Below are 20,258 nucleotides of genomic sequence, written 5' to 3'. Positions count from 1 at the left end.
CCCGGCGGGGCCACAAAAGCCGCGGGTACAGGATCAGGCGCGGGCGCCGACCCGCCGCAGCAGCCCTTCCTGGACGGCGCTGGCGATGTGCCGCCCGTCCTCGGTGAACATCCGCCCGGTGGCGAGCCCGCGGCTGCCGCTGGCCGAGGGGCTGGTGCAGTCGTAGAGGAACCACTCGTCGGCCCGGAACGGCCGGTGCAGCCACAGGGCGTGGTCGAGGCTGGCCCCGATCACTCCGCCCGGTCCCCACACCTCGCCGTGCACCGACAGCACCGAGTCGAGCAGCGACAGATCGGACGCATAAGTCAGCGCACACGCATGGATCAGCGGATCATCCGGCAAATCGCCATTTATCCGCATCCAGACGCGCTGCTGGTCGCTCGCGACGCGGTCTCCGGGTGGCACCCAGCCGGGCACGCCGACATAGCGCACGTCGATCGCCTGAGGCGAGGACGCGAAGATCCCGGCCCGCGACGGGTACCGCGCGACCCAGTCGGCCATCGTCGGCACCTCCGACGGGCGCGGCACGTCGACCGGCGCCGGCAGATAGTGGTCGAGACCCTCCTCCCGCACCTGGAAGGAGGCCGACATGAAGAAGATCGTCCGCCCGTGCTGCTGCGCCACCGACCGCCGCACCGAGAACGACCGGCCGTCGCGGATGTTCTCCACCGAGAAATGGATCGGCTCGGTCGGGTCGCCCGGCCGCACGAAGTAGCCGTGCAAGGAGTGCACGAAGCGGGACGGGTCGACGGTCCGACCGGCGGCGACGAGCGCCTGCCCCGCGACCTGCCCGCCGAAGACGCGCTGCGCCCCGGTCTGCGGGCTCTCCCCCACGAACGAGGCCGCGTCGACCTGCTTCAGGTCGAGGATCTCCAGAAGCTGGTCGACGGCTGCCTGTCCGTGCAGAGGCGAATTCACACCCCCGACTCTAAGCTGCGGTCAGGGGCGCGAACCGGCCGAGTGGCCCGCGATGCAGGCGATCACACCGTCGACGGGTCGACGAGCGAGCCGAGCTGGTGCACCCGCAGCGTGTTGGTGGAACCGGGCGCGTTCGGCGGGGAGCCGGCCACGACGACCACGTAGTCGCCGGGCCGGGCCAGGCCGAGGCCCAGCATCTTGGCGTCGACCTGCCGGAACATGTCGTCGGTGTGCTGCACGAAGTCGGTCAGGAACGTCTCGACGCCCCAGCTCATCGCCAGCTGGTCGCGGACCTCCGGGACCGGGGTGAACGCGTACAGCGGGAGCTCGCAGTGCAACCGGGCGAGGCGGCGGACCGTGTCGCCGGTCTGCGAGAACGCGACCAGCGCCTTGGCGCCGATGTTCCGCGCGATCTGGGACGCGGCCACGGTGAGGGCGCCGCCGTGGGTGCGCGGGTCGTGCTGCAGGCGCGGGACGGGGATCGAGCCGCCCTCGGTCGTCGAGACGATTTTCGCCATCGTGCTGACGGTGAGCACCGGGTACTTACCGACGGAGGTCTCGCCGGAGAGCATGACCGCGTCGGTGCCGTCGAGAACCGCGTTCGCCACGTCGGAGGCCTCGGCCCGGGTCGGGCGGGAATTCTCGATCATGGAGTCGAGCATCTGGGTCGCGACGATGACCGGTTTCGCGTTTTCCCGGCAGAGCTGGACGGCCCGTTTCTGCACCAGCGGAACCTGGTCGAGCGGCAGCTCGACGCCGAGGTCGCCGCGGGCGACCATGACGCCGTCGAAGGCGAGCACGATCTGCTCGAGGTGGTCGACGGCCTCGGGCTTCTCCACCTTGGCGATGACCGGGACCGTGCGGCCCTCCTCGGTCATGATGGCGTGCACGAGCTTGATGTCGTCGGGCGAGCGGACGAACGACAGCGCGACCAGGTCGACACCGAGGCTGAGCGCGAAGCGCAGGTCTTCCTCGTCCTTGTCGCTCATGGCCGGGACGCTGACCGCGACGTTCGGCAGGGAGACGCCCTTGTTGTTGCTGACCGGGCCGCCCTCGATGACCAGGCAGCGGATGTCGTTGCCCTCGACGCCGGCGACCTCGACGGCCACCTTGCCGTCGTCGATGAGCAGGCGGTCGCCGACCTTGACCTCCTGCGGCAGCTTCTTGTAGGTGCAGGAGACCCGCTCGACGGTGCCGAGGATCTCGTCGCTCGTGATGGTCACCAGGTCACCGGTGTTCCACACGTGCGGCCCGTCCGCGAACTTGCCGAGGCGGATCTTGGGACCCTGGAGGTCGGCGAGGACGGCGACGGCGCGGCCGGTCTGCCGGGCCGCCTCACGCACGAGGTCGTACACCTTCTGGTGGTCCTCGTGGCTGCCGTGGCTGAAGTTCATGCGGGCCACGTCCATGCCCGCCTCGACGAGCCCGAGCATGCGCTCGGGGGATGCGGTGGCGGGGCCCATGGTGCAGACGATCTTTACGCGGCGTGTCACAGCCATCAGGCTAGTCTCTCTTCCGGATCGGCCCACTGACCGACCCCCGTCATGCGGATGAACGGTGGGGGGCGAGGCCTTCCCACGGAGGAAAACCGCAGGTGCGCTGCGCCGGGCTCGCGGGCGACGACGACCGCGCGCAACAGCTTAATCGGTCCCGTTACGCCGGGTGTCGCGACAACCCCCTATGCCCGTACGCGGTGGGCACCGTCACCGACCGCAACAATGACCATCCCCGCCGTGCGGACGCGATCAGGTGCGTGGAGACGCCGTGGACGCGCGTCTCGCGTGTAGCGGTGGTTCAGCTCGCGTCCCAGCTCAGATCGGGCACGGCGACCGTGATCGGCCCGTCGTAGGCGGTCGCCGCGGCGGCGAGGTGGGCGGCGTGGTCGCTGCCCGGCCAGAGGTGGGTGAGCCACAAGGCCCGGCACCCGGCCCGGGCGGCGAGTGCCCCGGCGTCCAGCGCGGTGCTGAGGTTGCCGGCCAGCCGCGGCGGCAGCGACGTGGCGTGGGTGGCCTCCGCGATCAGCAGGTCGGCCCCGGCCGCCGCCGGGACGAACGACTCCCACCGCCCGCTGTCGCCCGTGTACGCGACCGAGGCGCCCCCGGCGGTGAGCCGCACTCCCGCGTTCGGCAGGAAGTGGGGCAGCGGCACGGTTTCCACGGCGAACGGCCCGATCGGGAGCCGCCCGGGCAGCGGCAGGTCGTGCACCTCGTAGGCGCCGGCCAGCGTGGCCGGCCCGTCCAGCGCGAGCAGCGCGTCGAGCGCCCCGGCCGGCGCGTGCACCGGCAGCGGCCCGGGCACGCCGGTCATCGCCCGGGTGCGCAGCAGCGGGTGCAGGTCGGCGCAGTGGTCGGGATGCCCGTGCGTGACCAGCACCGCGTCGACCTCGGCCACCGCGACGTACGCGAGCAGCGTGTGGTGGGTGGCGTAGCCGGGGTCGACGAGCAGGGTGAAGCCGTCGTGGTGAACCAGGTAGCCGCTGCAGCCGCGGTCCCGCTCCGGGAACGCGCCCGCGCCGCCGAGCACGGTGATGCGCATGAGCACCACCGTAACGAAAAGCGCCGGCCCGTCGAGACGGGCCGGCGCTCGGGTAGAACTCGGGTAGAACTGGCTCAGACGGCCAGCGGCTGGGTGTTCGCGCGGACCGGGGCGGGCAGGTCGCCCGCCGAGCCGAGGTAGTCGTGGATCGCCGCGGCGGCCGAGCGGCCCTCGGCGATCGCCCAGACGATCAGCGACGCGCCGCGGTGCATGTCGCCGGCGACGAAGACGCCGTCCGCCGACGTCTGCCAGTTCGCGTCGGCGTCGAGCACGCCCCGCCGGTTGCGGGTGATGCCGAACTGCTCGAGCAGCGGCTGCTGCTCGGTGCCGTCGAAGCCGATGGCCAGCAGCACCAGGTCGGCCCGCAGGTCCCGCTCGGTGCCGGGGCTGACGGTGACGCGGCGGACGCCGTCGACGCGCTCGACGACCACGTCGGCGATGCGCACCGCGGTGACGTTGCCGTCCGCGTCGCCGATGAACTCCTGCACGGCGACGCCGAAGACCCGGTCGCCGCCCTCCTCGTGCGCGGGGTAGTTGCGCAGGATGACCGGCCAGGTGGGCCACGGCTGCTGGTCGCCGGCGCGCGCCTCGGGCGGCAGGGGGTACTGGTCGAGCTGGATGACGTTGGCCGCGCCCTGCCGGTGGGCGACGCCGAGGCAGTCGGCGCCGGTGTCGCCGCCGCCGATGATCACGACGTGCTTGCCGGCGGCGTCGATCGGCGTGGTGTCCTGCAGGCCGGCGACGATCCGGTTGGCCGGGACCAGGTGGTCCATCGCCAGGTGCACGCCGTTGAGCTCGCGACCCGGGGTGCCCGGGGTGTCCCGGCCGGCCAGGGCGCCGGCGGCGAGCAGCACCGCGTCGTACCGCTCGCGCAGGTCGTCGGCGGTGACGTCGACGCCCACGCGCACGCCGGTCTGGAAGACGACGCCCTCGGCCTCCATCTGGGCCAGCCGGGCGTCGACCACCGACTTCTCGATCTTGAAGTCGGGGATCCCGTACCGGAGCAGGCCGCCGATCCGGTCGTCGCGCTCGTAGACGGTGACCGCGTGCCCGGCCCGGGCCAGCTGCTGGGCGGCGGCGAGACCGGCCGGGCCCGAGCCGACCACCGCGACACTGCGGCCGGACGCGGCCGGCGCCGGCTGCGGCCGCACGTAGCCGAGCTGGAACGCGTGGTTGGCGATCTCGACCTCGACCTGCTTGATGGTCACCGGGTCGTCGGAGATGCCGAGCACGCAGGCGGCCTCGCACGGCGCCGGGCACAGCCGCCCGGTGAACTCCGGGAAGTTGTTGGTGGCGTGCAGCGACTCGGCGGCCGCCTGCCACGCCCCCGTGCGCACCAGGTCGTTCCAGTCCGGGATGCGGTTGCCCAGCGGGCAGCCCTCGTGACAGAACGGGATGCCGCAGTCCATGCAGCGGGTCGCCTGGTCGCGGATGAGCTCCTCGCCGGCCGGCGGGTAGACCTCCCGCCAGTCGCGGATGCGCACCGGCACCGGGCGCCGCTTGGGCAGCTGCCGCTCGTAGCGGAGAAAACCGTTCGGATCAGGCACCCTTGACCCCCATGACCGCCTCGTCGACGTTGCGACCGGCGGCTTCGGCGGTCCTGATCAGTTCCATCACGCGCTTGTAGTCGCGCGGCACCACGGCGGTGAACCGCTCGACCGCGGCCGGCCAGTCGGCCAGCAGCTTGTCGGCGACCGACGAGCCGGTCTCGGCCAGGTGCTGGCCCACCAGCCCGCGCAGCACGTTCTGCTCGTCCGGGGTGAGCGGGGCCAGGTCGACCAGCTCCGGGTTGACCCGGGTCGGCACCAGGTCGAGCACGAACGCGGTGCCGCCGCTCATGCCGGCCGCGAAGTTGCGCCCGGTCGGGCCGAGCACCACGACCGTGCCGCCGGTCATGTACTCGCAGCCGTGGTCGCCGACGCCCTCGACGACGGCCGCGCCGCCCGAGTTGCGCACGGCGAACCGCTCGCCGGCCCGGCCGCGCAGGAACAGCTCGCCGGCGGTCGCCCCGTACAGGATGGTGTTGCCGGCGATGATGTTGTCCTCGGCGACGAACGGCGCCGCCTCGTCGGGCCGCACGATCACCCGGCCGCCGGACAGGCCCTTGGCGACGTAGTCGTTGGTGTCGCCGACCAGCCGCAGCGTGACGCCGCGCGGCAGGAACGCGCCGAACGACTGCCCGCCGGTGCCGCGCAGGGTGAACGTGATGGTGTCGTCGGGCAGTCCGGCGCCGCCGAAGCGGCGGGTCACCTCGCCGCCGAGCATCGCGCCGACGCTGCGGTGGTCGTTGCGGACCGCCAGCTCCTCGCTGACCTTGTCGCCGCCGTCGAGCGCGGGGCGGGCCAGCTCGACGAGCTTGTTGTCGAGCGCCTTGTCGAGGCCGTGGTCCTGGGGGACGACGCCGCGGCGGGCCGCGCCCTCGGGCAGGTCGGGCACGAACAGCACCGGCGAGAGGTCGAGGCCCTGGGCCTTCCAGTGGTCGACGGCGGGGCGCACGTCGAGCACCTCGGCACGGCCGATGGCCTCGTCGATGCTCCGGAACCCTAGGGACGCGAGGATCTCGCGGACCTCCTCGGCGAGGAACAGGAAGAAGTTCTCGACGAACTCGGGCTTGCCGGTGAAGCGCTCACGCAGCACCGGGTTCTGGGTGGCGATGCCGACCGGGCAGGTGTCCAGGTGGCAGACCCGCATCATGATGCAGCCCGACACGATCAGCGGCGCGGTGGCGAAGCCGAACTCCTCGGCGCCCAGCAGCGCGGCCACGACCACGTCGCGGCCCGTCTTGAGCTGGCCGTCGACCTGCACGGTGACCCGGTCGCGCAGCTTGTTGAGCAGCAGCGTCTGCTGCGCCTCGGCCAGGCCCAGCTCCCACGGGGAGCCGGCGTGCTTCAGCGAGTTCAGCGGGGACGCGCCGGTGCCGCCGTCGTGCCCGGAGATCAGGATGACGTCGGCCTTGAGCTTGGCGACGCCGGCCGCGACCGTGCCCACGCCGATCTCGCTGACCAGCTTCACGTGCACCCGGGAGGCCGGGTTGACCATCTTGAGGTCGTGCACGAGCTGGGCGAGGTCCTCGATCGAGTAGATGTCGTGGTGCGGCGGCGGGGAGATCAGGCCGACGCCCGGGGTGGCGTGCCGGGTCTTGGCGATCCACGGCCACACCTTGTTGCCGGGCAGCTGGCCGCCCTCGCCGGGCTTCGCGCCCTGCGCCATCTTGATCTGCAGGTCGTCGGCGTTGACGAGGTATTCACTGGTCACACCGAAGCGGCCGGAGGCGATCTGCTTGACCGCCGAGCGGCGCTGCGGGTCGTAGAGGCGCTCGACGTCCTCGCCGCCCTCGCCGGTGTTCGACTTGCCGCCGAGCCGGTTCATGGCGATCGCCAGGGTCTCGTGCGATTCCGCGGAGATCGACCCGTACGACATCGCGCCGGTGGCGAACCGCTTGACGATCGCCTCGACCGGCTCGACCTCGTCGATCGGAACCGGAGCCCGATCGGTCCGGAACTCGAACAGCCCACGCAGCGACCCGGCCTCGGCGGCCAAACTGTCCACTTTTTCGGTGTATTTGCGGAAGACGTCGTACTGCTTGGACCGCGTGGCGTGCTGGAGCAGGAACACCGTCTCGGGGTTGAACAGGTGCAGCTCGCCCTCGCGGCGCCACTGGTACTCGCCGCCGACCTCGAGCCGGCGGTGCGAGCGCTCGGCCGGGTTCGCCGGGTACGCCTTGTCGTGCCGCGCCTTGACCTCGGCGTGGATGTCGGCGAGCGACGCGCCGCCGATCCGTCCGCTGGTGCCGGCGAAATAGCGCTGGAGCAGCTTGTTGTCCAGCCCGACGGCCTCGAACACCTGGGCGCCGCAGTACGACGAGACGGTCGAGATGCCCATCTTCGACATGATTTTCAGGACGCCCTTGCCGAGCGCCTTGACGTAGTTGCGGATCGCCGCGCGCGGGTCGAGGCCGGCCAGGGTGCCGGTGACGATCAGGTCGTCGACCGACTCGAAGGCGAGGTACGGGTTCACCGCGGCGGCGCCGAAGCCGATCAGCGTGGCCGCGTGGTGCACCTCGCGGCAGTCGCCGGACTCGACGACCAGCGCCACCTGGGTGCGGGTCTGCTCGCGGACCAGGTGCTGGTGCACGGCGGCGGTCAGCAGCAGCGACGGGATCGGCGCGAGGTCGGCGTTGGAGTCGCGGTCGGACAGGACCAGGATGCGTACGCCGTCCTCGATCGCCTCCGACACGTGCCGGCAGATCTGGGTGAGCCGGGCCTTGATGCCCTCGGCGCCGTCGCGCAGCGGGTACAGGCCCGAGACCCGCACCGCCTTGAAGCCGGGCAGGTCGCCGTCCTCGTCGATCGACAGCAGCTTGGCCAGTTCGTCGTTGTCGAGGATCGGGTAGGGCAGCACGATCTGCCGGCAGGACGCCGGTCCCGGGTCCAGCAGGTTGGCCTCCGGGCCGATCGTGCCGGAGAGGCTGGTGACCAGCTCCTCCCGGATGGCGTCCAGCGGCGGGTTGGTGACCTGCGCGAACAGCTGGTGGAAGTAGTCGAACATCAGCCGCGGCCGGGTCGACAGCGGCGAGATCGGCGTGTCGGTGCCCATCGAGCCCAGCGGCTCGGCGCCGGTCCGCGCCATCGGCGCCACCAGGATCTTCAGCTCCTCCTCGGAGTAGCCGAACACCTGCTGGCGGCGGGTCACCGAGTCGTGCGTGTAGATGACGTGCTCGCGCGGCGGCAGGTCGGCCAGGTTGATCAGCCCGGCGTGCAGCCACTCGTCGTACGGCTGCTCGTTCGCGAGGTGCGCCTTGATCTCGTCGTCGTGCACGATGCGGCCCGCGGCGGTGTCGACCAGGAACATCTTGCCCGGCTGCAGCCGCCCCTTGGCGACCACAGTGGCCGGGTCGAGGTCGAGCACGCCCGCCTCGGAGCCGAGCACGACCAGCCCGTCCGCGGTGTGCCACCAGCGGCCCGGCCGCAGGCCGTTGCGGTCGAGCACGGCGCCGATCTGGGTGCCGTCGGTGAACGCGACCGCCGCCGGCCCGTCCCACGGCTCCATCAGCGAGGCGTGGAACCGGTAGAACGAGCGCCGCTTGGGATCCATCCCCGGGTCGTTCTCCCAGGCCTCGGGGATCATCATGAGCATCGCGTGCGGCAGCGAGCGGCCGGCCAGGTGCAGCAGCTCGAGGACCTCGTCGAAGCTCGCCGAGTCGGACGCCTCCGGCGTGTTGATCGGGAACAGCCGCTTGATGTTGCCGGGCAGCACCGCCGACTGCAGCAGCGCCTCGCGCGCGGCCATCCAGTTCTTGTTCCCGCGGATCGTGTTGATCTCGCCGTTGTGCGCGATGAACCGGTACGGATGCGCCAACGGCCAGGACGGGAAGGTGTTGGTCGAGAAGCGGCTGTGCACCAGGGCGATCGCGCTGGCCACCCGCTCGTCGGTCAGGTCGGGGAAGAACTGGGGCAGCTGGTCGGGCGTGAGCATGCCCTTGTACGTGATCGTCCGGCTGGACAGGGACGGGAAGTACGCGCCGACGCCACGCTGCGTCGACTCCCGCTCGGCCTGCTTGCGGATGGTGAACGCCACTCGGTCGAGCTCGATGCCGCTCAGCGGCTCGTCCTTGGCCCCGAACGGGGAGTCGGTCAGCCGGTGCGCGGCCAGGAACACCTGCCTGATCACGGGGCGGGCCTCGTCGGCCGTCGCGCCCAGACCGTCCGGGCGCACCGGGACGTCGCGCCAGCCGAGCACCTCGCCGCCCTCGACGAGCGCGTACTTCTCGAAGACCTTGACCGCGCGGGCCGCGTCCTCGCCGTCGTTGGACAGGAAGACGAGGCCGGTCGCGTAGTAGCCGGCGGCCGGCAGATCGAAATCGGTCACCGCGCGATAGAACGCGTCCGGCACCTGGATCATGATGCCGGCGCCGTCGCCGGTGTTCTGCTCGGCGCCCCGGGCGCCCCGGTGATCGAGGCGGATCAGCGCCGACAGGCCCTTGGCCACCACGTCGTGGGAGCGGCGGCCGTGCAGGTCGGCCACGAAGGCGACTCCGCAGGCATCGCGCTCCTGCGCGGGGTCGTACAGTCCGCGGGTCTGCGCGCCACCGGTCTGCGTGGAGGTCTCCGCCGCGGACTGACTCGGTCCCTGGGGGTGCGGATATGCCACCGGGCCTCCTGTCGTCACTGGTGTTTCACATCAAGGTCGGGACGACGTCGGCCCTGCAAAGTCTCTAGAGTCTACGTGAAGGGGCACCGATCTCCGCCAGTTCGGATGGATCACACTTGGATCGGGGCGAACCAGCACATACGGGGAGCGATTGATAAGGGGCGCGGCGCTGCGCCATTCGGTAGTCTCGCGCGGTGGCGCAACCGAATTCCGACGTCTTCGTCAGGCTCGAGCGTTTCTACGACGCTCTCCCCCGACCCTACGCACGTGTGGAGGATTTCGGGGGGCTTGTGCTTTTCGTCCGCGAGGGCGAGGGGTGGCCCTATTACGCCCGGCCCCGGATAGGGGCGGAGACGCCATCTGCCGCCGATATTACTGCCGTGCGGCGCAGGCAGCGAGAACTGGGCGTCCCCGAGGCCTTCGAATGGGTCCACGAGAACACGCCCGACCTGCTGGCCGTGGCCCGCTCGGCCGGGCTCGACGTGCTGCTGGCCCCGCTGCTGGTGCTCGACCCGGCCGCGCTGCTGCCCGCCCTGCCGGTCCCCGGCGCCGCGGTCGGCCTGCTCGACCCGGCCTCCCCGGAGTACGGGACGGGCCTGGCCGTGTCGCGCGCCGTGTCGCAGCTGGGCTTCGGCAACCCGCCCGGCGCGAGCCCGCTCGAGGAGGTCACGGCGGCCGCCACCGACCTCGAGAGGCCGGCCGAGTCGCTGGAATCGGCCCTGGTCAGCGTGCCGGCCGGGCCGGCCGAGCGGGACGCGGCGATCACCGAGCTCAGCGAGGCGCAGGTCGAGGACTACCGCGCCCGGGCCGCGAGCGGCGGCTACGCCACCGCGATGGTGACCTCCCCCACCGAGGGCGTTCTGGCCACCGGCGTGCTGATGCGCGACGGCGAGGCCGCCGAGATCGCCGGCGTGGCCACGCTGCCGTCGGCGCGCGGGCGCGGCTATGCGTCGCAACTCACAGCCGCGCTGGCCCGCCGCGCGCTCGACGACCGCGTCTCGCTGGTGTTCCTGTCGGCCGGTGACGACGACGTGGCCCGCCTCTACACCCGGGTCGGCTTCCGTCGCATCGGCACGGCCTGCATCGCGGAGCCGGCCGCCTCGGAGCTCTGAGCCGGACCGCGCGCTTCCCCTCCGTACGATAAACGGCATTTGCCTTTATAGATGGGCATCGAGAACGAGCGCGGCGTTGATCAGGGCGAGGTGGGTGAAGGCCTGCGGGAAGTTGCCGAGCTGTTCCCCGGTGAGCGCGATCTCCTCGGAGTAGAGGCCCAGGTGGTTGGCGTAGGTGAGCATCTTGGCGAAGGTCAGCCGGGCCTGGCCGACGCGGCCGGAGCGAGCCAGGGCCTCGACGTAGTTGAAGGTGCAGAGCGAGAACGTGCCCTCGGAGCCGCGCAGGCCGTCCGGCGAGGCCGTCGGGTCGTAGCGGTACACGAGGCTGTCGGTGACCAGCTCGGCCGTCATCGCGTCCAGGGTGGACTGCCACATCGGGTCGGTGGGGACGATGAAGCCGCTGCCGGACATGCGCAGTAGCGACGAGTCCAGGACGTCGGTGGCGTAGTGCTGGCGGAACGCCTGCCGGGACGGGCTCCAGCCGAGCTGCATGATCTGGTCGTAGACTGCGTCGCGCTCGCGGACCCAGCGCGACAGCGGCGCGGGACGGGAGCGCTCGGTGGCCAGGCGGATGCCGCGGTCGAGGGCCACCCAGCTCATCAGCCGGCCGTAGGTGAAGTCCTGCCGGCCGCCCCGGGTCTCCCAGATGCCCTCCTCGGGCTGGTCCCAGTTGTCGCAGAGCCACGCCAGCAGGTCACAGATCTTGCGCCAGCCGCGGTGACCGGCGGAGAGGCCGTGCCGGTCGGCGAAGGCGAGGCTGTCCATCGCCTCGCCGTAGATGTCCAGCTGGAGCTGGCCGGCGGCGCCGTTGCCGATGCGCACGGGCGCCGAGTCGCGGTAGCCGCGCCAGTGCTCGAGCGTCTCCTCGCTCAGATCGCTGGAGCCGTCCACCCGGTACATGATCTGCAACGGGCCGCTGCCCTTGGTGTCGGCCTGCTCGTCGACCCGGTCGGCCAGCCAGCGGCCCAGGTCGGCGGCCTCGTCGGTGAAGCCGAGCCCGAGCAGGGCGTAGACGGAGAACGAGGCGTCCCGCACCCAGGTGTAGCGGTAGTCCCAGTTGCGCTCGCCGCCGATCTGCTCGGGGAGGGCGGCCGTCGGCGCGGCGACCAGACCGCCGCTCGGGGCGTAGGTCATCAGCTTGAGGGTGATCGCCGAGCGCTCCACGGCCTCGCGCCAGCGGCCCTGATAGGTGGACTGGTCCAGCCAGGTCGTCCAGTAGTGGACGGTGTCGTCGAGCAGCCGGCGGGCCTCCGCCGCCCGGATCTCGCGGATGGGACCGCGGGTGCCGGTCTCCAGGACGACGCCGCGCAGGTCGCCGGCGTTGAGGGGGACCTCGGCGTGGACGTCGCCACCCTCGTCGACCCAGGCACGGGCCAGGCGGGCGTCGTCGGGTTCGCGCACCAGGTGGACGGTGATGGCATCGTCCCCGGCCTCGAAGACAACGCCATTTTCGGTCAGGTTGGTCTCGTGGGACTTACGCCCGTAGTCGAACCTCGGCGCCAGATCCACCCGGAAGGTCATCGTGCCGCGGACGCAGCGAAGGACCCGCACCAGCCGGTGCTGATCTGTCTGGGTCTTTCCGCTTATTGGCATGAAGTCGATGATTTCCCCGACGCCGGCCTCGGTCATGAAACGGGTGACCAGCACCGCCGTGTCGGGGACGTAGAGCTGCCGGGCCGGTGACTCCGGATTAACCGGACTTATCCGGAAGTATCCGCCGGAGTCGGCGTCGAGGAGCGAACCGAAGATGCTGGGCGAGTCGAAGCGGGGCGCGCAGAACCAGTCGATCGACCCGTCGGTGGCGACCAGCGCCGCCGTCTGCAGGTCACCGATCAGCCCGTGCTCGGCGATGGGCGGATAATCAGCCATACCCCGAGGGTTCGGCCCGGCCGCCTCCGGCGCATCATGCGTCGCGGATGATGTGCGACTCGACCACCTGCCCGGGGATCCGTTCCTGCTCACGGGCCAGCAACTGCAGGGCTCGCTCGTCGGCCGCGGTGGGATCGGCCGGGTCGAGCGCGCGCGGCCACAGCCGGGCGTGCCGCACCGCGGCGATCTCGGCCACCAGCACCAGGGCCTGGCTCACCACGTAAAGCAGCGTGAACAGACCGGCGACCGTGGCGAACGCGCCGTAGACCGGGCCGGCCTTGCGGACCAGGATCGTCAGCAGCGGCGCGCCGACATGCAGCACGATGGCCAGCAGCAGACCGCCCGCGGCGGCCGGGCGCCACAGCGCCGAGAACGGCGCGCGGACCAGCAACAGGATGCGGACGCCGAACAGCAGCACCGCGAACGCCGAGAAGCCGGTGCCGAGCGCGGCCAGCAGCCGGTCGGGCACGCCGAGGTTGGGCAGCGCGGCCCCGGCCACCGTGAGACCGCCGCCGGCCACCACCCCGGCCAGCAGCAGCAACGCCACCCCGATCACCCGCAGGTACGCGCCGATCGGCTCGGGCATGTCGCGCATGCGCACGGCGGCCACGTGGTTGAGCGTCCGGTACGCGGCGAACACCACGCCGGTCGCCGACCAGATCAGGCCGATCGCGCCGATCACGAACGCGACCGGGGAGGTGGGCAGCGCCGCCGCCGCGTCGTCGACGGTGTTCTGCAGCGCCGGCGGCACGATCGCGGTGATCACGCTGTGCCGCAGCTCGGGGTCGGTGGCCAGCAGGCGGGAGACGATCGCGACACCGAGCAGCAGCAGCGGGAACAGGCTCAGGAAGCCGTAGTAGGTGATCAGGGCGGCATGGCGGGGGCCGTCGTCGTCGAGGTACTTGCGGATCACCGCGTACGGGAGGGCGGCCCAGCCGTGCCCCCGCTGGAACCGGTCGAGGCGGGCCAGCAGACCATTCATCGCCGGCGGTCAGTCCGGTGGTATCCAGTCGGCCGCACCCGGGGCGGAACCGCCCAGGATGCGCGGGCGCATGTGGTTGAGGGCCGCGTCGCGGGCGCGCAGCGCGAGCCGGCCGCGGGCCTGCACCACCGCCGACATGCGGCGGGTCTGCCGGACCACGCTGGTGGTCCGGGGGCGGCGCAGCCGGCTGTACTCCTCGACCGCCGCCGCCAGCGGCTCGCCCGGCGACGCCTCGGCGGTCAGCGAGCGCAGGGTGGCCGCGTCCTCGAAGGCGAGGCAGGCGCCCTGGCCCAGGTGGTGCGGCATGGCGTGGGCCGCGTCGCCGAGCAGCACGACGCCGCCGGGGCCGGAGCGGAACCCGTACGCCCGGGGCAGCGGCCGCAGCTCCCGCACCTCCTGCGGCACGAGGTCCTCGGCGTGGGTCGCCTCGAGCAGGTCGGACACCGGCGGATGCCAGTCGGCGAACCAGCGCCGCAGCAGCGCGAGCTGGGTCGCGGGCGGCTCGGGCCGGGGCGCGCCGGCCGCGGTGGCCACCCAGTAGACGCCGCCCCGGCCGGCCGCGCGCTCGCCGAGCGGGATGGAGACGAACCGGTAGCCGGCGCCCAGGGTCTCGCCGCCGGATTTCTGTTCCGCCGAGAGCTTGGGCACGCGGTAGGCCGGGATCACCGCCTGCCAGGCGGCGAAGCCGGAGCCGACCGCCACCGACTCGGGGGCCAGCGCGCGCCGCACCGGGCTGTCGATGCCGTCGGCGGCCACCAGGAGGTCGGCCTCGATCTCCGTCCGGCCGTCGCCGACCACCGGGCGGTGCCGACGGCCGGTGCGCACCGAGGTCACCGTGAAGCCGGTGCGGATCTCCACCCGGTCGCCGAGGCCGGCGACCAGGGCGTCGTACAGGTCTTCCAGGTGCACGACCGCGGGCGCCGGGCCGGCGCCGTTGCTGACCCGGGTGCGCGGCTCGACCAGCCACTGGCCGTCGGGGCGGCGCACCCCGCCGTCGGGCAGCGGCGCGGCGATCGCCGACCAGCCGCCGTCGGGGTCGAGGGAGTCCAGGGCGCGGCGCCCGTTCGACCAGAGCACCAGGGCGGTCGGCGAGGCGGCGACCCGCTCACCGCGCTCGAGCAGGATCACCTGCCAGCCCGCGCGCGACAGGGCGCCGGCACTGGCCAGACCGGCCATCCCCGCGCCCACCACCACCGCCGTGCGCACGACGACCGCGCGTCAGTTCTCGTCGGCGGGGCGCTTGTCCACTTCGGCGTCGCCGCCGGTGGCTCCGTCCGGTCCATTGGTCGCGGCCGCGCCCGTGGCCAGGACCGCCTCGGTGTTGCCGGCCGGGCCGGCCGGGTCGGGGTCGGCGGGATGGCCGCCGGCCGCGATCTCCAGCGCTCGGTCCTCGGGGGTGTCGGGTGGGAGGATGCCGGTCGTCCGGTACGCCTCGAAGCGGGCCTCGCTGACGACCTGGTAGCTCTTCGGCGCGCGGCGGGAACCGTCGGCGACCGCGGCCTCCTCGCCCTCGGGAGCCGTCACCGGCGCGTCGTCGGGCACCACGTAGGCGCGCGGGCCGCGGACGATCACGAAGTACGCCAGCGCCAGCAGGAACACGATGATCGCCGTGAACACGTTGAGCCGGATGCCGAGGATGTGGTTGGCGTCGTCGATGCGCAGCATCTCGATCCAGAAGCGGCCCACCGTGTACGCCATCACGTACAGCGCGAACGCCCGCCCGCGGCCGAACTTGTACTTGCGGTCGAGCAGCCAGACCAGCACCGCCACGCCGATGTCCCACACCGCTTCGTACAGGAAGGTCGGATGGTAGAGCCCCGCCTTCGTCACCGGCTCGCCGTCGATCGTCAGCGCGTGCCCGGGGTTCGTGGTGTCCATGTCGTGCACGCGCAGGCCCCACGGCAGCGTGGTGGCCTTGCCGTACAGCTCGTTGTTGAACCAGTTGCCGAAGCGGCCGATCGCCTGGGCCACCGGGAGGCCGGGGGCGAGCGAGTCGGCGAAGACGCTGAGCGGCAACCCCAGCTGGCGGGCCGCTATCCAGGCCCCGAACGCCCCGCCGGCCACCGCGCCCCAGATGCCGAGGCCGCCCTTCCAGATGTAGAGGGCATCGATCGGGTGACCGCCCGAGCCGAAGTACTCCTGGGGGGAGGTGATCAGGTGATAGATGCGGGCGCCGATGATGCCGAACGGCACCGCCCACACCGCCATGTCGAGCGAGGCCCAGTGGGCCACGCCGCGCGCACGCAGCCGGTACTCCATGATGAGGACGGCGGCGACGATGCCCAGGACGATGCAGAGCGCATACGCCCGGATCGGCAGGCCCAGCACATGCCAGACGGACGTCGTCGGACTCGGGATCGCGGCAAGTATCACGGGTGCACACGCTACCGTCGCGGCGCCCGCCGTGGACTACCAGGGCGGGCCTACTTTTGCGGTTCCCGCACTCCCTCGGCGAGCTCGCCGCTGAGCGCGCGCAGGCGGGCCAGGCCGGCCGCCCGGTCGGGGGCGTCGAGCACGCAGCGGATCAGCGCGCTGCCCACGATCACGCCGTCGGCGAACGCGGCCACCTCGGCCGCCTGCTTGCCGTTGCCGACGCCGAGGCCGACCCCGACCGGCAGGTCCGGGTCGGCGTGCCGCACCCGCTCGACCAGGTCGGGAGCCTGCCGCGAGACCGAGGTGCGGGCGCCGGTGACGCCCATCAGCGCGGTGGCGTAGACGAAGCCCCGGCAGTTCGCCACGGTCATCGCGATCCGCTCGTCGGTCGAGGACGGCGAGACCAGGAACGTGCGGTCGATCCGGTGCTCGTCGGAGGCGGCGATCCACTCTGCCGCCTCGTCCGGGATCAGGTCGGGAGTGATCATCCCGGTGGCGCCGGCCGCGGCGAGGTCGCGGGCGAACGCGTTCACGCCGTACTTCTCGATCGGGTTCCAGTAGGTCATCAGGACCACGGCGGCGCCCGTCCTGGCGACCGACTCGATGATGCGCAGCGTGTCGCGCGTGCGCACGCCGGCGGCCAGGGCGATGTCGCTCGCCCTCTGGATCACCGGGCCGTCCATGACCGGGTCGGAGTAGGGCAGCTCGACCTCGATGACGTCGCAGCCGGCCTCGTGCATCGCGATCATCGAGGCGATGCTGTCGTCGACGGTCGGGAAGCCGGCCGGCATGCATCCGACGAGGACGGCCCGGTTCTCGGCCTTCGCCTTGTGGAAGACCTCGGAAATGCTCACGCTGAGCCTCCCTGGGCAAGCCCTCCTGGCCCTGCATGCGCTTCGCTTATTTCGGTGCAGTCGGTCATGCGGACTCTCCCGGGACCAGCGTCTCGACTTCGTCGAGGATGCCGAAGTAGGCGCCGGCCGTGTGCACGTCCTTGTCGCCCCGGCCGGACAGATTGACGATGATCGTGGGAGTGCGGCCGATTTCTTGGATCAATTCCGGAATTATCCGAATCGCGCCGGCGATCGCGTGGGCGCTCTCGATCGCCGGGATGATGCCCTCGGTACGGCACAGCAGCTGGAACGCCGCCATCGCCTCGGCATCGGTCACCGGCTGGTACTCCGCCCGGCCGGTGTCGTGCAGCCAGGCGTGCTCGGGTCCGACCCCGGGGTAGTCGAGACCCGCCGAGATCGAGTGCGACTCGACGGTCTGGCCGTCCTCGTCCTGCAGGACGTAGGTGCGGGCGCCGTGCAGCACACCCGAGGTGCCGCCGGTGATCGACGCGGCGTGCCGCCCGGTCTCGATCCCGTCGCCGCCGGCCTCGAAGCCGTACAGCCGCACGTCCTCATCGGGCACAAAAGCATGAAAAATGCCGATCGCGTTGGACCCGCCGCCCACGCACGCGGCCACCGCGTCCGGCAGCCGCCCGAGCAGCTCGAGCGACTGCGCCCGGGCCTCCACCCCGATCCCGCCCACGAAGTCGCGGACGATCTCCGGGAACGGGTGCGGGCCGGCCGCCGTGCCGAGCAGGTAGTGCGTGGTGTCGACGCTGGCCACCCAGTCGCGCAGGGCCTCGTTGAGAGCGTCCTTCAGGGTGCGGGAGCCGTTGGTCACCGGAATGACCGTGGCGCCCAGCATCCGCATCCGGGCCACGTTCAGCGCCTGGCGCTCGGTGTCGGTCTGGCCCATGTAGACCACGCACTCGAGGTCGAGCAGGGCGGCCGCCGTCGCGCTGGCCACGCCGTGCTGGCCGGCGCCGGTCTCGGCGATCACCCGGGGCTTGCCCATCCGCTTGGCCAGCAGTGCCTGGCCGAGCACGTTGCGCACCTTGTGGGCGCCGGTGTGGTTGAGGTCCTCCCGCTTGAGCAGGATCTCGGCGCCGGTCGCGGCGCTGAGCCGCTCCGCCCGGTACAGCAGCGACGGCACTCCCGCATAATTTTTCAGGAGATTTCCGAATTCCGCCTGAAATTCCGGGTCGGTTTTCGCTGTCCGGTATGCCACATCCAGCTCATCGAGCGCCCGCACCAGAGCCTCGGGCACGAACCGCCCGCCATATCGCCCGAAATGTCCGGACAAGTCAGGCAGAACCGGGGCGCTCACCGCACCGGCCTTGGCGTCGCCGGGTGGTTGCCCGCGTTCACCAGCTCGGCGACCGCGTCCCGTGGGGACTTCTGGGTCACCAGGCCCTCCCCGACCAGGACGGCGTCGGCGCCCGCCGACGCGTACCGGATGAGGTCGTGCGGCCCGCGCACCCCGGACTCGGCGATCTTCACGACGTTGTTGGGGAGTCCGGGCGCGATCCGCTCGAACACCGACCGGTCCACCTCCAGCGTGCGCAGGTCCCGGGCGTTCACCCCGATCACCTTCGCGTTCGCCTCCAGCGCCCGATCGGCCTCTTCCTCGTTGTGCACCTCGACCAGCGCGGTCATGCCCAGCGACTCGATCCGCTCCAGGAGGCCCACCAGGACGTTCTGCTCGAGAGCCGCCACGATCAACAGCACCAGGTCGGCGCCGTGCGCGCGGGCCTCGTGCACCTGATAGCTGGAGACCACGAAGTCCTTGCGCAGCACCGGGATACGCACCGAGGCACGCACCGCGGCCAGGTCGGCGAGCGAGCCACCGAACCACCGGCCCTCGGTGAGCACGCTGATGCAGCGGGCGCCACCCGCCGCGTACTCGCCGGCCAGGTCGGCCGGGTCGGGAATGTCGGCGAGCGCGCCCTTCGACGGCGACGAGCGCTTCACCTCGGCGATCACCGCCACGCCCGGCTTACGCAGCGCCGCGTACGCGTCGATGGCCGGCGGCGCCGTCGCCGCGGCCTTCCTGACCTGCTCGAGCGGCACACTCTCCTGCCGAGCCGCCACGTCCTCGCGCACTCCGGCGAGAATCTCCTCCAGCACGTTCTGCGGTCCGCCAGTGCCCGCTTCCGCCTGCTGATCGGATGTCACGAAATGACTCCCCTCTCCGGGTGTCCTCCGCCCGATGCTAGGAGGTGGCGGTCCCCGGCAAGCCCCCGGGGTATGGCGCGCCTCACGAGGTGGGCTGCGGCATAATGCCGCCTGCCCGCGCGTGTTGTCACTTCAGTCACATGATCCTCACGGGCCTGCGCTGCGACACCTCATCTGATCGGTGGATACCCCGGCGCGTTGACGGCGTCGTCATGACGCGGAAATACGGCTCGTCCATGCTGGCCACGGGGCACACTTGGTTCCGGCGTTCGCCAGGACGCGCCCCCGAGACGACCAGGCAAGACTGACCGAGGTGGAGTTGACCGTGGCCCCTGTCCAGTCCAGTCCGGCACAGCCCGCCGGCATCGCAGCCGTCTCCCGCGCCGTCGTCGCCACCGCCGCCGATCTGCTCGTCAACGTGCAGCGCGCAGTGGTGGGTCCGGCCAACGTCCGTACCGCCCGGGACAACGCCTGGGACGCGATGCTCGCCGACCGCGCGCGCAACCAGGCCCAGGCCGACTTCAAGCGCGAGGTCGCCGCCATGGTCGCCAGTCGCGCGCCTCACCGCCGCAAGGTGGCTAAAACCCCTCATATCGTACGCGGCTGACGCCGCACTCCACCGCAGCGGAACCGTCCTTGCCTGCGGGGCGAGCGGCGCGCCCCCGGCCCTCAGGCCGATTTCCCGAGGTGGGCGATCAGGCGCTTGAGCTGTTCGACGTAGGCGTCACGGAACTCGGGCGACTCCGGCGACAGGCCGGTGAAGTCCTCGGCGAACTCGGCCAGGAGCACCGGCGCCAGGGCCACGCCGAACAGCGCGAGCTGCAGAAACCCGGGGTCGAGGTCGCGATCGATCTCCCCCGCCTCCAGCCGGCGCCGCAGGTCGCCGACCATCGCCTGCCGGTAGTCCCGATCGCCCTCGGCGCGCTCGCCCGACAGCGCCTGCCAGATCAGCAGCCGCACCCAGTGCCGCTGCTCGGCGTTCACCCGCACGAACCCGGCGACCACCTCGCCCAGCGGCGCCTCGGGCGGGCTGAGCTGGGCGCTCATCTGCCGCCACCGCTCGGTCAGGGCCGCGTACAGCCCGGCCTTGCCGTCGAAGTAATACGAGATCAGCTGCTGGTTGACGCCGGCGCGGCGGGCGATGGCGCCGATCCGGGCCCCCGCGAACCCGAGCTCCCCGAACTCGACGAGGGCCGCCTCCAGGATCCGTTCCCGCGTGCGCTCGGCATCGCGCACCCGCTCGCCCTCGGCCGGTGATCGCCGGGGTCTCCGCTCGTCAGACACGTTCCTGACTCTATCAATCAAACGTTT

Annotated in this window: 15 protein-coding genes; 2 read left to right on the top strand and 13 right to left on the bottom strand. The window is 71.9% G+C overall.

Annotated features, from left to right (window positions below; all coding sequences use genetic code 11):
- Positions 1–33: 33 nt before the first annotated feature.
- The 5 genes from A3CQ_RS0123720 to gltB form a co-directional block, all read right to left on the bottom strand.
- Positions 34–918, bottom strand: coding sequence for an acyl-CoA thioesterase (locus A3CQ_RS0123720; protein ID WP_020513450.1), 885 nt, complete (start codon positions 916–918; stop codon positions 34–36).
- A 62-nt stretch (positions 919–980) separates the two neighbouring features.
- On the bottom strand, positions 981–2,417 hold the full coding sequence (pyk, locus tag A3CQ_RS0123715; protein WP_026206100.1) for a pyruvate kinase: 1,437 nt from the start codon (positions 2,415–2,417) through the stop codon (positions 981–983).
- A 295-nt stretch (positions 2,418–2,712) separates the two neighbouring features.
- Complete coding sequence (locus A3CQ_RS0123710; RefSeq protein WP_020513448.1) at positions 2,713–3,453, bottom strand: MBL fold metallo-hydrolase; 741 nt, start codon at positions 3,451–3,453, stop codon at positions 2,713–2,715.
- Positions 3,454–3,527: 74 nt separating this feature from the next.
- Positions 3,528–5,000, bottom strand: coding sequence for a glutamate synthase subunit beta (locus A3CQ_RS0123705; RefSeq protein ID WP_020513447.1), 1,473 nt, complete (start codon positions 4,998–5,000; stop codon positions 3,528–3,530).
- Complete coding sequence (gene gltB, locus A3CQ_RS0123700; RefSeq protein WP_245577314.1) at positions 4,993–9,522, bottom strand: glutamate synthase large subunit; 4,530 nt, start codon at positions 9,520–9,522, stop codon at positions 4,993–4,995. The genes A3CQ_RS0123705 and gltB overlap by 8 nt, the downstream gene beginning before the upstream one ends.
- A gap of 461 nt (positions 9,523–9,983) precedes the next feature.
- Here gltB and A3CQ_RS0123695 point away from each other — a divergent pair, with 461 nt between their 5' ends.
- On the top strand, positions 9,984–10,715 hold the full coding sequence (locus A3CQ_RS0123695; RefSeq protein ID WP_020513445.1) for a GNAT family N-acetyltransferase: 732 nt from the start codon (positions 9,984–9,986) through the stop codon (positions 10,713–10,715).
- Positions 10,716–10,760: 45 nt separating this feature from the next.
- Here the strand turns inward: A3CQ_RS0123695 and A3CQ_RS0123690 are convergent, their stop codons facing one another.
- From A3CQ_RS0123690 to trpC, 7 genes are all read right to left on the bottom strand, one after another.
- Positions 10,761–12,584 (bottom strand): glycoside hydrolase family 15 protein, encoded by a 1,824-nt coding sequence (locus tag A3CQ_RS0123690; protein ID WP_020513444.1) that lies wholly within the window; start codon positions 12,582–12,584, stop codon positions 10,761–10,763.
- A gap of 34 nt (positions 12,585–12,618) precedes the next feature.
- On the bottom strand, positions 12,619–13,566 hold the full coding sequence (locus A3CQ_RS0123685) for a YihY/virulence factor BrkB family protein (protein WP_020513443.1): 948 nt from the start codon (positions 13,564–13,566) through the stop codon (positions 12,619–12,621).
- A 9-nt stretch (positions 13,567–13,575) separates the two neighbouring features.
- The gene (locus A3CQ_RS0123680; protein ID WP_020513442.1) at positions 13,576–14,772 is read right to left on the bottom strand and encodes an FAD-dependent oxidoreductase; all 1,197 of its coding nucleotides are present in this window, start codon (positions 14,770–14,772) and stop codon (positions 13,576–13,578) included.
- Between the two features lie 12 nt (positions 14,773–14,784).
- Complete coding sequence (gene lgt, locus A3CQ_RS53785) at positions 14,785–15,939, bottom strand: prolipoprotein diacylglyceryl transferase (RefSeq protein WP_040432747.1); 1,155 nt, start codon at positions 15,937–15,939, stop codon at positions 14,785–14,787.
- Between the two features lie 50 nt (positions 15,940–15,989).
- The gene (gene trpA / locus A3CQ_RS0123670) at positions 15,990–16,793 is read right to left on the bottom strand and encodes a tryptophan synthase subunit alpha (protein WP_020513440.1); all 804 of its coding nucleotides are present in this window, start codon (positions 16,791–16,793) and stop codon (positions 15,990–15,992) included.
- A 64-nt stretch (positions 16,794–16,857) separates the two neighbouring features.
- Entirely contained in the window at positions 16,858–18,099 is a 1,242-nt protein-coding gene (gene trpB, locus A3CQ_RS0123665) for a tryptophan synthase subunit beta (protein WP_026206097.1), read from the bottom strand.
- Positions 18,096–18,899 carry an indole-3-glycerol phosphate synthase TrpC gene (gene trpC / locus A3CQ_RS0123660; protein ID WP_020513438.1) on the bottom strand — a complete coding sequence of 268 codons (804 nt, stop codon included), beginning with the start codon at positions 18,897–18,899 and terminating at the stop codon, positions 18,096–18,098. The genes trpB and trpC overlap by 4 nt, the downstream gene beginning before the upstream one ends.
- A gap of 361 nt (positions 18,900–19,260) precedes the next feature.
- On the opposite strand from trpC, the gene A3CQ_RS63710 reads away from it, so the two are divergent.
- Complete coding sequence (locus A3CQ_RS63710) at positions 19,261–19,554, top strand: hypothetical protein (RefSeq protein WP_020513437.1); 294 nt, start codon at positions 19,261–19,263, stop codon at positions 19,552–19,554.
- A 62-nt stretch (positions 19,555–19,616) separates the two neighbouring features.
- On the opposite strand, the gene A3CQ_RS0123650 is transcribed toward A3CQ_RS63710, so the two are convergent.
- Positions 19,617–20,231, bottom strand: a complete 615-nt coding sequence (locus A3CQ_RS0123650) for a TetR/AcrR family transcriptional regulator (RefSeq protein ID WP_026206096.1) — start codon at positions 20,229–20,231, stop codon at positions 19,617–19,619.
- Positions 20,232–20,258: the final 27 nt, after the last annotated feature.

The organism is Paractinoplanes globisporus DSM 43857 (assembly GCF_000379645.1).
Taxonomy (GTDB): domain Bacteria; phylum Actinomycetota; class Actinomycetes; order Mycobacteriales; family Micromonosporaceae; genus Actinoplanes; species Actinoplanes globisporus.
Note: the sequence above shows the minus strand (reverse complement) of the source record. Positions and strands in the feature narration are given on the sequence as shown.